Below are 13,665 nucleotides of genomic sequence, written 5' to 3' on the forward strand. Positions count from 1 at the left end.
CCGCCCGCGAACTGTCGCCTGCGGCTAGTGCGAGGCCTGCACACTAGCCGGAAGTGACAGTTCGCGAGCAACGGTGTGGAGGCCGGAGCGGACGGGGAACGGTGGGTGGCCGGGGAGGTCGATCATCGCCGTCGTGCCGGTGGGGACCTCGATGTCGACGTGCAGCACGCCCGCCTCGATCCGCCAGGCGATCGAGGCCCGCCCGTAGGGTGTCAGGTGCACGGCCGAGGCGTGGGTGAGCCCGCCGCCGGGTCGGGGCCGGAACAGGATCGAGCGGTAGCCGGGTGCGGCTGGAGCGATGCCGGCGACGACCCGGTGCAGCCAGTCCGCCACCGCGCCGAGCGCGTAGTGGTTGAACGAGGTCATCTGCCCCGGGTTCACGGTCCCGTCGGGCAGCATGCTGTCCCAGCGCTCCCAGATCGTGGTCGCCCCCTGTCCCACCGCGTACAGCCAGGACGGGCACTCGTCCTCGAGCAGGAGGTCGTAGGCGCGATCGAGATGGCCCGACGTCGTCAGTGCGTCGCTCACGATCGGCGTCCCGACGAAGCCCGTCGCGATGCGGTTGCCGGCGGCGACGACGAGGGCACTCAGCCGCTCGCCGGCGCGGTCGATGGCCGCCGGGTCCGGCAGGAGCTCGAACGCGATCGCGAGCGAGTAGGCGGTCTGCGCGTCACTCGTCATCAGCCCGTCCTCGCCGACATACTCCGCGAGGAACGCCCGGCGGGTCGCCTCAGCGAGCTCGGCGTAGTGCTCGGCGTCGTCGACGCGACCGAGCACGGCGGCGGTCTTGGCGAGGTGCGCCGTGGACCAGGCCGAGTAGGCGGTGGCGACGAGGTGGCGGTCGGTGAGCGACTCCGCCGGCCGATCCGGTGGTGCGGCCGGGTCGAGCCAGTCGCCCAGCTGGAACCCCTCGTTCCACAGGTGGTCGGGACCGGAGAGCCGGTGGACGAGGTCGACCCACCGCTTCGCGCTGTCGTACTGGGCCGCCAGGACGCCGATGTCCCCGAAGCGCTCGTAGAGCACCCACGGGGTGAGGACGGCGACGTCGCCCCACACGGCGCCGGGTCGGTTCGGCGTCCACTGGCCGTCGTCGGGGATGAACGGGACGTACCAGGGCACGGTGCCGTCCTCGTGCTGCTCGACCGCGACGTCGCGCAACCAGGAGCCGAGCATGCCCGACACGTCGTACAGGAACGAGGCGGTGCGTGCGAAGACCTGCAGGTCGCCGGTCCAGCCCACGCGCTCGTCCCGCTGCGGGCAGTCGGTGGGGAGATCGACGAAGTTCCCACGCATGCTCCACAGCACGTTCTCGTGCAGGCGGTCCACCCGCTCGTCGGAGCTCTCGAACCAGCCCGTCCGCTCGAGGTCGGAGTGGTAGACCCGCGCCACGACGTCGCCGTTCGCGACCGCCTCGTCGAGATCGCCCGGCCATCCGGTGATCTCCGCGTACCGGAAGCCGTGGATCGTGAACCGCGGTTCCCACTCCTCCGCGGCACCGCCGTCCGCTGGGGCCGGGCGGCCGGCGAGGGTGTAGCTGTCGGTCGCCTTCGCCTCGCGGAGTGGACGGGTGTAGATCTCGCCCTTCTGCATGACCTCCGCGGTCCGGATCACGACCGTCTCGCCCGCCGGGCCGGTCACCCGGATCCGCAGTCGACCGACGAGGTTCTGGCCGAGGTCGAGGATCCGCTTGCCGCTCGGGCTCGTGAGGACCGCGATCGGCGCGACCTCCTGCGTCGCGCGCACCGGGGGTCCCTGCGGTGCGATGAAGGTGGCGGGGTCGCGTGTGCCGATCCGTACGCCGGCCCACCCGCTGTCGTCGAAGCCGGGCTCCGACCATCCGGGGAGCTCCTCGCGGGCGTCGTAGTGCTCACCGTCGTAGTTGCCGGAGCTGATGATGGGGCCGAACGAGGCGCGCCAGTGCTCGTCGGTCGCGATGGTCTCGACGCGACCGTCCTCATAGCGGAGTTCGAGCTGGGCGATGAGCGAGAGGTCCGAGCCGAACAGATTGCGGAAGCCACCGCGCCACCCCAAGCGGCCCCGGTACCAGCCGTCGCCCATCCAGGAGCCGATGGCGTTGTCGCCGGGGTGCAGGAGCTCGGTGACATCGTGCGTCGCCGTGCGCAGCCGGCTCGCGTAGCTGGTCCAGCCCGGCGCGAGCGCCTCGTCCCCGACGCGACGACCGTTGATCTCCGCCTCGTAGACGCCGTGCGCCGTGAGGTACAACCGCGCCGACACGAGGTCGGCACCGACGGTGAAGTCCCGCCGCAGCAGCGGTGGCCGACGCGTGTCGCTCTCCGGCTCCTCATCCCAGTCGGCTGCGACCGGCACCGCGACCCAGTCGCCCGGTGCGAGCAGGCCGGCCTCGACCGTCGCCACCGGGCTCCAGTCGGCCACCTCGACCGCCTGGCCAGGGCCGCCGTCGGTGCCCCACACCCGCACGCGCACCGATGCCACCTCTCGTGACCGCAGGGGAGCGGCGGGCCAGGCGACGAGGACGGATTCACCGGTGGCGACCCGGCCCGTGGTCGTGACCCGTCCGTCGCGGGTGATCTCGATCTCGGCGGCGTGCTGCTCCCAGCCGGCGGGCGCCAGATTCGTCCAGCTCAGCCTCGGGGTGGCGACGCCGATCCCTCGGGCCTCGCGGAGGTGCTCGAATCTGGGGGCGCTCGTGGTCACCATCGTGGCTGCTGGTCCTTTCGTCAGGCAGGGCGCGTCGCAGCTCGCTCGGCGATCAACTCTGACACGTTTCAAAACCCGATGCTACAGCGTTGGTATACGAGAAAGCGAGGATGGTGCGACACTTCTTGACACGTTTCAAAACCTGGACCAGGATGGAGGCGCTGGCGGGGTCGAAGCGGATCCGCCAGGTGGGGCGCGCCGATACGCGGCCGTCCTGCGCTCACGACGACGACGATGGAGAGCGACGATGACAGCACCCGAAGCAGGAGTCCGACCGACCGTCGCCCTCGTCGGCACCCTCGATACGAAGGGTGCCGAGTACCGGTGGGTCGCCGAGCGTCTCGGCGAACTGGGCGCGGACGTCGTGGTCGTCGACGCCGGAACGCGTGAGCCCCACGGGTACGACGCTGCCGTGGACCACCCGAACCACGAGGTGGCGGCCACTGCCGGGACCGATCTCGAGACGCTCCTCACCGCGGAGGACCGTGGCGCCGCCGTGAGTGCGATGGCCGAGGGTGCCGCGACCGTGATCGGCCGGCTGCACGCCTCCGGGCGGGTCGACGCCGTCCTCGCCCTCGGCGGCAGCGGTGGGTCGGCCATCGCCGCCCGGGTCTTCCGCGAACTGCCGATCGGGGCGCCGAAGCTCCTCGTGTCGACGATGGCGTCCGGGGACGTCGCGCCGTACGTCGGCGCGAACGATGTGACGCTCATGTACAGCGTGGTCGACATCGCCGGGATCAACCAGATCTCCCGAGCCGTCCTCGGGAACGCGGTGGCGGCCATCGCCGGCATGGCGGCGGCTGCGCAGGCGCGCGGTCTGGCTTCGTCCGCCGAGCGGACGGACCGCCCCCTCATCGGGGCGTCGATGTTCGGGGTCACGACGCCCGCGGTCGACGTGGCTCGCGAGCGCCTCGACGAACTCGGCTACGAGGTCCTCGTCTTCCACGCCACCGGCTCGGGTGGGCAGGCGCTGGAGTCACTCGCCCGCAGCGGCATGCTCGCGGGGGTCCTCGACCTCACCACCACCGAACTCGCGGACGACCTCGTCGGTGGCGTGCTGACGGCGGGCCCCGACCGACTCACCGCGGCCGGCGTGGCAGGCGTCCCGCAGCTCGTCAGCCTCGGTGCGCTCGACATGGTGAACTTCGGCCCTCGCGACACCGTGCCGGAGCGGTTCGCCGATCGCCACTTCTTCGTCCACAACGCGACGGTGACGCTCATGCGCACCACGGTCGACGAGAACCGCGAGCTGGGCGAGCGGATCGGGGTGAAGCTCGCAGGAGCCGGGGCCCCCACCGTCCTGCTGATCCCGCGCGGCGGTGTCTCGGCGCTCGATGCCGAGGGCTTGCCGTTCCGCGACGCGGCGGCGGACGCGGCGCTCATCGATGCGGTGCTCGCGGGCGTGGCGGGCAGCGCGGTCACCGTCGTCGACCGTCCGGAACACCTCAACGATCCGGTGTTCGCGAGGATCGCAGCCGACACCCTGCACGCCCTGATCGAGCGGAACAGCACCGGCCAGCACAGCACAACGGAAGAGGACTGACCATGGACAGGACCATCGCACTCGAACGTCTCCGCGCCACCGTCGCGCGTGGTGAGGCCGTCATCGGCGCCGGGGCGGGCACCGGCATCTCGGCGAAGTCCGCGGAGGCGGGCGGCGTCGACCTCATCATCATCTACAACTCCGGCCGGTATCGGATGGCCGGTCGCGGCTCGCTGTCGGGCCTGCTCGCCTACGGGGACGCGAACCAGGTCGTCGTGGAGATGAGCCGGGAGGTGCTGCCGATCGTCCGCGACACCCCGGTGCTCGCCGGCGTCAACGGTACGGACCCGTTCCGGATCATGGAGCGCTTCCTCGACGAACTCAAGACGATGGGGTTCACCGGCGTGCAGAACTTCCCGACCGTCGGGCTCTTCGACGGCGTCTTCCGCCAGAACCTCGAGGAGACGGGCATGGGCTACGACCTCGAGGTCGACATGATCCGCCTCGCCGCCGAGCGCGACCTCCTCACGGCGCCGTACGTCTTCGACGTCCAGTCGACGGTCGCGATGACCGAGGCGGGTGCCGACGTCCTCGTCCCGCACATGGGCCTCACGACCGCCGGCACGATCGGCGCGACCACGGCGCTCTCGCTGGAGGAGTCGGCGCACCGGGTACAGGAGATGCGGGACGCGGCCGTCGCGATCAACCCCGACGTCATCGTGCTGTGCCACGGCGGTCCGATCGCCGAACCCGAGGACGCCGCCTACATCCTCGCCAACACGACGGGTGTCTCCGGGTTCTTCGGCGCATCATCCGTCGAGCGTCTCCCGACCGAGCGCGCCATCAAGCGCCAGATCGAGGACTTCAAAGCGATCCAGACCCGCTGACCGCCCGCACCGCCCACCGCACGACCACTCGATGAGGAGCCTCACATGACCGAACACGCCATCACCCCTGCCACCGCCGGCCGTCGCCCCGACGAGGTCCCCACCCGGGTTTTCGACTGGGGCACCATCAAGTGGCTCGTCACCCCGCATCTCGACGAGGGCGCCGGGCTCACGGTCGGCGAGGTCATCGTCTACCCCGGGCAGGGCCACGCACCCCACCAGCACCCGGGCGAGGAGGAGGTCATCACGGTGATCTCCGGCGAGGGGGTCCAGACGGTCGGCGACGGTCCGGCGTTCCCGATCCGCGAGGGCGACGCCGTGTACATCCCGAAGGACACCGTGCACTCCACCTACAACACGACGTGGCGCCCGCTACGGCTGTCGGTCGTGTACACGCCGGGTGGCGCGGAGACGGGGCTCGACGGCCTGCCCGACGCGCGCATCCTCGACGCCGGAACGGCCCCGAGCTGGAAGCAGGACCGCTGATGCCGGTGATCGAACCGGGCTCCTGGGTGCATCCGGGTTCGAAGCCGGACTGGAGCGAGATCGGCACGATCGGGCGCTTCGCGGTGTCGGTCGACGGTGGACGGTTCGACCGGCACCACCACGACGACCACGAGATCTGGTTCATCACCGAGGGCAAGGGGAAGGTGCTCGTCGACGGTGGTGAGCGCTACGTGCAGTCGGGCGACATCGTGCTGACGCAGGCCGGCGACACCCACGACATCGTCGAAGTGTACGAGACGATCCGCGGCTTCTTCACGGAGACGGGACTCCCGGCCGGTGGGCGCGTCGGTCATCTGCATGCGAACGACGACGACGCCGCCGGGCACGTGGTGACCGCGCTCCCGCTGCCTGCCGACTTCCCGGCCCGAGCCTAGGATCGTCGGTATGCGCATCGCCGTCACCGGGAGTTCGGGCAAGCTCGGTTCCGCCACCGTCGAACGACTGCGGCGGGACGGCCACGACGTGCACGGGCTCGATGTCGCGGGCACGGCCGGGCCGGGGTTCACCCGCGTGGACCTGGCCGATTACGGGCAGACGATCGACAGCCTGCTCGGGGTGACGGCGAGGTTCGCAGGTCTCGACGCCGTGGTGCACCTGGCCGCGATCCCGGTGAACGGGCTCGTGCCGGATGCGGCGACGTTCCACAACAACCTGACCGTGTCGTTCAACGTGCTGCACGCGGCGCTGCGGGCTGGGATCCCGACGATCGTGACGGCGTCGAGCATCACGGCCATGGGATTCCCGTTCGAGGAGGCGCCCGAGTTCCTGCCGATCGACGAGACCGTCAGTCGCGCGAACAACACCTACGCGCTCGGGAAGGTCGCCGAGGAGGCGATGGCCGCACAGTTGGTGCGGTGGGCCGACGGGACGTCGATCACCGCGTTGCGGTTCACGAACGTCGTGGCGCCGGGGGAGTACGGCACGTTCGCGCGGGCGTCGGAGCCCGGGTACCGGCGCGACCTCCTGTTCAGCTACGTCGACGTACGTGACGGTGCGCAGGCGGTCGCGCTGGCGCTGGCGCGGGCGGAGCCCGGCTTCGAGGTCTACGACGTGTGCGCCTCCGACAACGGGACGACCGTGCCGTCGGCTGAGCTCGCATTGACGCACTTCCCCGGCGTCCCGCTGCGGGCGGGGCTCGGCGAGTTCGAGACGCTCATGTCCATCGACAAGGCCCGCGCGCGCCTCGGTTTCGAGCCCGAGCACTCCTGGCGGGACGAGTTCGAGCGCGAGCGGTCGACGCGGGGCTGACCGGCCGCCTCGAATTCGGTGCGGGTAGGGTGAGCGAGCGGCGGTCCGGGGGTGGACCGCCGCGTTGGGGGAAGTATGACCGGGTCATCGACCGAGCCGCCGACGGAAGAAACCGCGCCGGGTGCGGTCGTGCCCTTGGCTGATGGGTTCTTCCACGAGCGGGAGTATCCGAGGACTCCGTTCAGGCAGGCTGCTCGCCGGTTCGCAACCACGCTCGCGATGCTCGTGGCCGGTGTCGCCGCGGTGATCGCGGTGATCGGGTTCGGTATCGGATCATTCCAGGGCACCTACCCGACTCTCGACGGGCAGGTCAAGACGTGCGGTTACGCCTCCGTCGAGTCCGAATGCCAGGTCGAGTTGCGATCGTCGGTCGAGACGGTGTTCGGCGTCGACCTCGATGACGACGTACTCGTCAGTGAGTTGCGGAGATCAGGCATCCTGTCCATCACCTATACCGCCAGGCTCGAGTTCACCTCCTCCGCCGAGGTGCCGACGGCCGCGACCGCCGTGACGGCCTCCGCGGGCTTGATGGGCAAGCTCGAGCAGGATGGAGCGATCGCTGTGAACCCGATCCGCTTCGGGAAGGGACAGGCCGCGCGTGGCGACATGGCGGACGGTACCGTTGTCGTCTACCTCAGGACAATCGTCTGAACACCGCACGGCGTTCGTTCGATCATCCGGTCTCGGCGAAGGCCGGTCTTGTTTCGTGTTGACGTCCGTCAGGTGTCGTCCAATGGAGTGTGCCGCCAGGGCGATGCTCGACCTCCCACCCGGGTAGGTGTTTGAGTCGATGGTGATGACGGCAGAGGGTGGCCAGATTGTCGATACTCATGGTGCCACCGTGCTCCCACGCCGTGGTGTGGTCGAGGTCGCAGTTGCGCGCCTGCCGGCCGCGTCCCGGTGCCCGACACGTGACGTCGCGCAGGCGCACCGCGCGCTGGAGATCGGCCGGCACCCGGTACTGCTCGCGGCCGACGGAGAGGACGGCGCCGCTCTCTGGTTGGGTGAGCACTCTCGTCATGGACGGGGCTGCGACCGCGAGCCGGGCGGCGGTTTCGGGGTCGATCGGCCCGTAGCCGTCGAGGGTGCTCGGTTCATCGGTGACGCCGAGTAGCGAGAGGACGGGCACGCCGAGCTGGACGGAAGGGCGGATGTGCGCCTCGACGTCGACGGGGCACTCGATGAGCGCGGACTGCTGAGCCGACCTGGCGGCCCAGTCGCTCGGGGCACCCGCACCCCCGAGCCAGACCACTTCCCCGCCCGACTCCGGGTCTGCGGGGATCGGCTCACCGTCGGTGCTGACGGTGCCTGCCACGGCGAGCGAGGCCAACGCGTCGGCGCGAAGCTGCGCGAGCGTGCGGTCGTCGCCCGCGGCGCGAGCCGGCACGGCAACACCGTCGAGCCGCGACATGATCGCGTACGCGATGGGTGCGGTCGTCATGAGGTTCAGCCAGGCCATGCCGTCTGCGGCGGGCTCGATCGTCACTCGGCGGTCGGCTCGGGAACGGCGCGCTCGCACCGTGATCGACTCGGGGTGCAACCGTTCGCGCAGCACCCGGGCGCGTCGCTTGAGGAGCGCCGGCGTGGTCCGCTCGGCGACCGGGAGCACCTGCTGGAGGAACCTCTCGCGCCCGCCGGCCGGGACGTCGCGCAGCTGGTCGGTCACGGCCCTGGCATGTCCGGCGCTGATCGTGCCGCGTTCCAGCGCTTCGAGCACCGACGGCGCCTGGTGGACGAGGGTCTCCGCCTCACCCATGCGGTATTGCAGCGTCGGCTCGGACATACGCGTCGCCATGGCGAGCGATGCGCAGATCGAACGCCGTGCGAGGTCGCGTCCCTCCGACTCGGACATGCGCGACGACATCACTGCGGAGGTGGTCGCGTCAGCGTACGCCACTGCCTCCGCGAGGAGTCGGGCTTCCTCGGCGTCGAGCGCGGCTCGTCGCCGGGCGAGCTCGGTGGTGATCATGCCTCCAGTCCATCATGGACCACTGACATTCGAGATGGTCAGTACGAGTTTCCGCGACCGTGGACCGGGGCCGCGTTCGCGGGAGGGTCGCCGACCTCCTTCACCGTGTGGCCGCTGCAGCCCGCCGACGTCACGCTGGCTCGCTCGATACGCGCCACGGTGAACCACCGCATCGCATCGCGCATTCGGCACCATCCGACGAGGTGCCACTGACCGTTCGTCGAGGCGAACAGCACGGGCTCGACGTCGCGCGTGGTCGTGCTCCCGGCCCGCGAGGTGTACCGGATGCGGACGACCCGTTGCTCGGCCATCGCCGCTTCGAGCGCCGATCGGACGACGCGCGAAGCGGTCGGGGGCGCATCGACCCAGATCCGACCGGCCAGTGCGTCGGCTCGTGCCCGGGTCCTGGGGTCGAGGACGTCCAGGATCTTCTGCACTCCGGCGGCCGCCAGGTCCGCGTAGGGGGCGTCGGGTGCCGCGGACACCGCCGACATGAGCGCCACCGCCTGCACCGGGGACAGGCTGACCGGGGGCAGCGTCGCCCCGACGGCCAAGCCGTATCCGCCACCTGGTCCGGGGCGTGACCAGATGGGCGCGCCGCTGCGCTCGAGCGCCTGCAGGTCCCGCTTGACCGTTCGCACCGAGACGCCGAAGTCCCTCGCCAACCGCTCGGCGGAGGTTCCTCGCGATCCACCCCGGCGCAGTGCCTCGGACAGGGCGTGGAGGCGCTCCGCCCGCTTCATCGGCTCACGAGTTCGAGATTCATGACAGAAATAGTGACACACACCTGCCTGGAGCGCGCCTCAGGCTGGAGCCATGAACGCACAGAACGACACCCCGACCATCATCCTCATCGCCGGCCACTGGCTGGGCGCCTGGGCCTGGGACGACGTCCTCGGGCATCTCGACACCGACCGTTCGCGCGCCGTCGCGATCACCCTGCCCGGCCTCGACGACGCCGATCCCGACCGGTCCAGCAGGACCCTCGACGACCAAGTGGCCGCGATCACGGAGGTCCTCGCCCGGCGGGACGTCTCCGCGGACGACCCAGCGGTCATCGTCGCGCACAGCGGCGCCAACGCGCCCGTCAGCCTGCTCCTCGACCGGCATCCGGAGCTCGTCCGCCGGGTGGTCTGGGTGGACTCCGGCCCGCTGGCGTCCGGAACGGTCTTCGCGCCGGACCTCCCGGACGACGTGGACGAGCTTCCGCTCCCGGCCTTCGACGTCCTCGCCCAGCAGGCGAGCCTCGACGGCTTGAGCGCCGAGGTCCTCGACCGGTTCCGCGCCCGGGCGGTCCCCGAGCCGGGGTCCGTCCTCCGACAGGCCGTCGAACTGACCAACGAGGCCCGCGCCGCCGTCCCGACCACCCTGGTGTGCTGTTCGATCCCGAGCGCGCAAGTGCGGGACCTGGCCCGAGGCGGACACCCCATGTTCGCCGAGGTCGCGGGGCTCGAGACCGTCGAGGTCGTCGACCTCCCGACAGGTCACTGGCCGATGTGGAGCCGTGCCGGCGAGCTCGCGGAGGTGATCCGCTCAGCGGCGCTCACCCCGCGACCGAACGGTCGAGACCGATCTGACGCTGGAACCCGCCGCGTCGCCTAGCGGACGCCCGCCTCGGCTTCGGCCAATGCCCGCACCTCGGCGACCTCGCGGATCTCGTCGGCCCCGATGTTCGCCCCGAAGAGCTCGTGTCCGGGTTCGAGGACGACGCCCGCGCGCAACGGTCCGATCTCGACGGGGTCGAACCCGAGGGCGTCGACCACGGCCGAGGCGGCTGCCCGGTCCGCGGGGGCGTCGCCGGCGATCGCGATGCCCTTGCGGCCCGGCGTGCCGGCCGGACGCGGCTCCCCGTCGAGGTCGTGGTACCCCATGTGGTTGAACGCCTTCACGACCCGTGACTCCGGCAGGAAGGCGGCGACCAGCTCGCTCGTCGAGGTCTCCGGTGCGCTGAGGTCGTCGCGATGTCCGTCGACCTCCCACCAGTAGTTCATGGCGTCGATGACGAGCTTGCCGCGCAGCTCGTCGACGGGCACCGACCGGTGCTTGCCGAGGGGCAGCGCGAGGATGACGAGGTCGGCCTGGGCCGCTGCCTCGGCGGCGGTCGTGGCGACGGCACCCGGAGCGAGGACGTCGATCGTCAGGGCGATCCGGGCGGCGTCGCGCGAACCGCTGATGAGCACCCGGTATCCGGCGGCGACCGCGAGTCGTGCCAGGACCGTGCCGACCTTGCCGGCGCCGAGGATGCCGATGGTGATGCCCTGCGACGGAGTCGGCTCGTCGGCGGATCGGTCGGTTCCGGAAGCGGTGTCGGACATGGGTCTCCTTCGTGGACGGTGCGGCCGCACGCGGTCGCCTGGGTCAACCGGGGGTCGTCCGTCGCTATTCCGACACCGATCGCTCGGGCCGCGCAACCCCTCCTGCCCGATCGCCCACTCGACGTACCGTTGCCGCATGACTGACGCAGAACAGACCGACGCAACGACCCCTGACGCCACGACCTCCGGTGCACCCGAGACGATCGGCGCCACCGAGGAGACCCTCGGAGCCCGGGGCGACGACAGCTCGACGAGCGCGAGCAAGGACCCCGAGGACTGGGTCACCGGCGACGAGCCGATGACCGGCCCGCAGCGCAGCTACCTCGACACCCTGGCGCGCGAGGCCGGCGAGGAGCTCCCCGCCGACCTGACGAAGGCGCAGGCCTCCGAGCACATCGACCGGCTGCAGAACGCCACCGGTCGCGGTCAGTCCGGATCCTGAGCGCCGCCGCCACCGTGACCGATCCCAGGACGGCACAGCTCCATCACGAGGTGGTCGTCATCGGTGGCGGCAACGCCGGTCTCTCCGTCGCCGGGAGGCTCCGGCGATACGGCGTGGATGACGTCGCGGTCATCGAACCGCGGGAGCACCATCGGTACCAACCGATGTTCTCGCACGTCGCGGGCGGGACCGCGTCCGCGTCGGTCGCCACGAGGCCACAGCTCGTCGTGACGCCGAAGGGCGTGACCTGGATCCAGGACCGGGTCCAGTCCATCGACCCGGTCGCGAAGACGGTGACGCTGGAATCCGGCACCGCCGTCGAGTACGACCAGCTCATCGTCGCTCCGGGCATCCAGCAGGACTGGGACGCCGTGCCCGGTCTCACCGAGGCGATGGCGTCGCCGGTGGGGATCTCCAACTACACGTTCGAGTACGCGCAGAAGGCCTCGCGCGTGCTCCGGTCGGTCCGCTCCGGCACCGTCGTGTTCACGCAGCCCGCCGGCCCCGCGAGCTGCTCGGGTGCCGCCCAGAAGCCGATGTACCTCGCGTGCGACTACTGGCGGCAGACGGGCGTCCTCGACGACATCCGTGTGGTGCTGGTCGTGCCCACACCCACGATGTTCGGCATGCCGATGATCGACGCCGAACTCGACCGCAAGGTCGCCGAGTACGGCATCGAGGTGCGGTTCTCGCGCGAGCTCGTCGCGGTGGATCCGGAGCTGCGCGTGGTGACCATCGCGCAGACCGACCCGCAGGACGGCCCGGATCGCGGGCAGGACGGCGTGACGGGCGGACTCCGGGAGGAGATCCCCTACGACGTCCTCCACGCCGTGCCGCCGCAGTCCGCACCCGACTGGCTCGCGGCCACGGCGCTCGCCGACCCCGGCAACCCGGGTGGGTTCGTCGAGGTCGACTCGCTGACCCTGCGGCATCCGCGCTTCCCCGACGTCTGGGCGCTCGGCGACGCCGCCGCGGTGATGAGCTCGAAGTCCGGCGGTGCCCTCCGGCAACAGACGAAGACCCTCGCGAAGAACCTCGTCGCCGTGCGGTCCGGCCAGCAGCCGAGCACCGTCTACAACGGCTACTCGGTCTGCCCGTTCACGGTCTCCCGCGGGACGGTGGTGTTCGCCGAGTTCGACGACCGCTACCGCCCGAAGCCCTCGATCCCGTTCTGGAACGGACTCGCGAAGGAGCGTCGGTTCACGTTCATCGCCGACCGCTACGTCCTGCCCTGGGTATACTGGAACCTCATCCTGCAGGGTCGGGCGTGAGCGTCCGCAGCCGCACGCCGAAGGTCGTCTCCGCCACCGGCACGCGGTAGCGCTCGGGCAGGGCCGGGCCGCATGACGAGCTACCGAGGCCCTGCTGCGCGTGGTCGAGGTTGAGCCACACGCGGCCGGAGTCTCGGAGGTCCTGCGGGTGGCGGGCCTCCTCGAGCGCTTCGCTCGTCCACCGTCGGGCGGTGAAGTCGAAGCCGGTGTCCTGCAGCTGCTCGGCGCGCAGGGTCGGCAGGCCGTCGCCGGTGAGTTCCACCCACCGCGTCCCGACGTGGTTGCCGTTCTCCTCGGGCACCGGGTAGTCGGTCTGGAGCCCGTCGACACTGCTCGTGAAGCGACCGACGCGCGCCGCGGCGAGGCTGTCGACGTACGACTCGCCGGGGCCGCGACCGAACCACGTCGCATCCGTGTAGCTGCCCGGTAGTCCGAGTCGGAGGCCCAGGCGTGGCAACGTCAGCACGTGATCGCCGATGGGGGTGTGTTCCCAGATCCCCTCGGGGACGACGGTCACCGACAGGTCCAGGGCGCCGCCCACGTCGGTCCAGTCGAACGTCCAGCGCAGGCCGAGCCCGTGCGCGGCCGGGGCGCTGCGGCCGGAGACCCGCAGGCCGCCGCCCTGCCCGTCGTCGATCCGCTCGACGGCGTCGGTGCGGTGGAGGAAGCGGTCGAGTCCCGTGAGCTTCCAACTGGCGGCGGCGGTGTTCCGTGGGCCCTGACCCCGGTCGTTCTCGGTGGGTGCGCGCATGATGTCGAGGGCGGGGCCGTCGAACTCCAGGTCGCCGAGCGCGCGGAGTCGGCCGGTGCGGGCGTCGAAGGAGCCTGCGCCGAGGGTGATGCGGTGGCCCGGCGTGCGATCGG

13 protein-coding genes and 1 pseudogene are annotated in these 13,665 nt (G+C 71.0%); 9 read left to right on the forward strand and 5 right to left on the reverse strand.

Annotation, left to right across the window (positions count from 1 at the left end; translation table 11 throughout):
- Window positions 1–24 precede the first annotated feature (24 nt).
- On the reverse strand, window positions 25–2,679 hold the full coding sequence (locus tag IFT89_RS08785; protein WP_202938759.1) for an alpha-L-rhamnosidase: 2,655 nt from the start codon (window positions 2,677–2,679) through the stop codon (window positions 25–27).
- 247 nt (window positions 2,680–2,926) lie between these two features.
- Here IFT89_RS08785 and IFT89_RS08790 point away from each other — a divergent pair, with 247 nt between their 5' ends.
- The 6 genes from IFT89_RS08790 to IFT89_RS08815 all read left to right on the forward strand — a co-directional run bounded on the left by IFT89_RS08790 (window position 2,927) and on the right by IFT89_RS08815 (window position 7,455).
- The gene (locus IFT89_RS08790; protein WP_202938760.1) at window positions 2,927–4,222 is read left to right on the forward strand and encodes a Tm-1-like ATP-binding domain-containing protein; all 1,296 of its coding nucleotides are present in this window, start codon (window positions 2,927–2,929) and stop codon (window positions 4,220–4,222) included.
- Window positions 4,223–4,224: 2 nt separating this feature from the next.
- Window positions 4,225–5,049 (forward strand): phosphoenolpyruvate hydrolase family protein, encoded by an 825-nt coding sequence (locus IFT89_RS08795; protein WP_202938761.1) that lies wholly within the window; start codon window positions 4,225–4,227, stop codon window positions 5,047–5,049.
- Between the two features lie 45 nt (window positions 5,050–5,094).
- Window positions 5,095–5,535, forward strand: coding sequence for a cupin domain-containing protein (locus IFT89_RS08800; protein WP_138945501.1), 441 nt, complete (start codon window positions 5,095–5,097; stop codon window positions 5,533–5,535).
- A complete protein-coding gene (locus tag IFT89_RS08805) occupies window positions 5,535–5,930 on the forward strand; it encodes an AraC family ligand binding domain-containing protein (protein WP_137244167.1) in 396 nt (131 codons plus the stop codon). Before IFT89_RS08800 ends, IFT89_RS08805 begins: the two co-directional genes overlap by 1 nt.
- A gap of 10 nt (window positions 5,931–5,940) precedes the next feature.
- Window positions 5,941–6,804: an NAD-dependent epimerase/dehydratase family protein gene (locus IFT89_RS08810; protein ID WP_202938762.1), complete on the forward strand. Its 864-nt coding sequence runs from the start codon at window positions 5,941–5,943 to the stop codon at window positions 6,802–6,804.
- Between the two features lie 135 nt (window positions 6,805–6,939).
- The gene (locus IFT89_RS08815; protein WP_213014223.1) at window positions 6,940–7,455 is read left to right on the forward strand and encodes a hypothetical protein; all 516 of its coding nucleotides are present in this window, start codon (window positions 6,940–6,942) and stop codon (window positions 7,453–7,455) included.
- A gap of 22 nt (window positions 7,456–7,477) precedes the next feature.
- On the opposite strand, the gene IFT89_RS20225 is transcribed toward IFT89_RS08815, so the two are convergent.
- Window positions 7,478–8,773: an HNH endonuclease signature motif containing protein gene (locus tag IFT89_RS20225; protein ID WP_244650660.1), complete on the reverse strand. Its 1,296-nt coding sequence runs from the start codon at window positions 8,771–8,773 to the stop codon at window positions 7,478–7,480.
- 38 nt (window positions 8,774–8,811) lie between these two features.
- On the reverse strand, window positions 8,812–9,516 hold the full coding sequence (locus tag IFT89_RS08825) for a helix-turn-helix transcriptional regulator (RefSeq protein ID WP_202938763.1): 705 nt from the start codon (window positions 9,514–9,516) through the stop codon (window positions 8,812–8,814).
- 73 nt (window positions 9,517–9,589) lie between these two features.
- On the opposite strand from IFT89_RS08825, the gene IFT89_RS08830 reads away from it, so the two are divergent.
- Window positions 9,590–10,375 carry an alpha/beta fold hydrolase gene (locus IFT89_RS08830; RefSeq protein ID WP_202938764.1) on the forward strand — a complete coding sequence of 262 codons (786 nt, stop codon included), beginning with the start codon at window positions 9,590–9,592 and terminating at the stop codon, window positions 10,373–10,375.
- Here the strand turns inward: IFT89_RS08830 and IFT89_RS08835 are convergent.
- Window positions 10,372–11,088, reverse strand: coding sequence for an NADPH-dependent F420 reductase (locus IFT89_RS08835; RefSeq protein ID WP_192019128.1), 717 nt, complete (start codon window positions 11,086–11,088; stop codon window positions 10,372–10,374). The genes IFT89_RS08830 and IFT89_RS08835 overlap by 4 nt on opposite strands.
- Before the next feature lie 136 nt (window positions 11,089–11,224).
- Here IFT89_RS08835 and IFT89_RS08840 point away from each other — a divergent pair, with 136 nt between their 5' ends.
- Entirely contained in the window at window positions 11,225–11,530 is a 306-nt protein-coding gene (locus IFT89_RS08840; protein WP_079706423.1) for a DUF3072 domain-containing protein, read from the forward strand.
- A gap of 14 nt (window positions 11,531–11,544) precedes the next feature.
- A complete protein-coding gene (locus tag IFT89_RS08845) occupies window positions 11,545–12,801 on the forward strand; it encodes an NAD(P)/FAD-dependent oxidoreductase (RefSeq protein WP_194644923.1) in 1,257 nt (418 codons plus the stop codon).
- On the opposite strand, the pseudogene IFT89_RS08850 reads toward IFT89_RS08845, so the two are convergent.
- Window positions 12,779–13,665: pseudogene (locus tag IFT89_RS08850) on the reverse strand (glycoside hydrolase family 2 TIM barrel-domain containing protein); the annotation flags it as partial. The gene IFT89_RS08845 and the pseudogene IFT89_RS08850 sit on opposite strands and share 23 nt — an antisense overlap.

The sequence above is a fragment of the Plantibacter sp. CFBP 13570 genome (assembly GCF_014841395.1).
Lineage (GTDB): Bacteria > Actinomycetota > Actinomycetes > Actinomycetales > Microbacteriaceae > Plantibacter > Plantibacter auratus.

Excerpts from the sequence above, each read along its gene's own strand:
- IFT89_RS08785 (WP_202938759.1), bottom strand. The coding sequence starts at position 2,679 with ATGGTGACCACGAGCGCCCCCAGATTCGAGCACCTCCGCGAGGCCCGA.
- IFT89_RS08790 (WP_202938760.1), top strand. The coding sequence starts at position 2,927 with ATGACAGCACCCGAAGCAGGAGTCCGACCGACCGTCGCCCTCGTCGGC.
- IFT89_RS08795 (WP_202938761.1), top strand. The coding sequence starts at position 4,225 with ATGGACAGGACCATCGCACTCGAACGTCTCCGCGCCACCGTCGCGCGT.
- IFT89_RS08800 (WP_138945501.1), top strand. The coding sequence starts at position 5,095 with ATGACCGAACACGCCATCACCCCTGCCACCGCCGGCCGTCGCCCCGAC.
- IFT89_RS08805 (WP_137244167.1), top strand. The coding sequence starts at position 5,535 with ATGCCGGTGATCGAACCGGGCTCCTGGGTGCATCCGGGTTCGAAGCCG.
- IFT89_RS08810 (WP_202938762.1), top strand. The coding sequence starts at position 5,941 with ATGCGCATCGCCGTCACCGGGAGTTCGGGCAAGCTCGGTTCCGCCACC.
- IFT89_RS20225 (WP_244650660.1), bottom strand. The coding sequence starts at position 8,773 with ATGATCACCACCGAGCTCGCCCGGCGACGAGCCGCGCTCGACGCCGAG.
- IFT89_RS08825 (WP_202938763.1), bottom strand. The coding sequence starts at position 9,516 with ATGAAGCGGGCGGAGCGCCTCCACGCCCTGTCCGAGGCACTGCGCCGG.
- IFT89_RS08830 (WP_202938764.1), top strand. The coding sequence starts at position 9,590 with ATGAACGCACAGAACGACACCCCGACCATCATCCTCATCGCCGGCCAC.
- IFT89_RS08835 (WP_192019128.1), bottom strand. The coding sequence starts at position 11,088 with ATGTCCGACACCGCTTCCGGAACCGACCGATCCGCCGACGAGCCGACT.
- IFT89_RS08840 (WP_079706423.1), top strand. The coding sequence starts at position 11,225 with ATGACTGACGCAGAACAGACCGACGCAACGACCCCTGACGCCACGACC.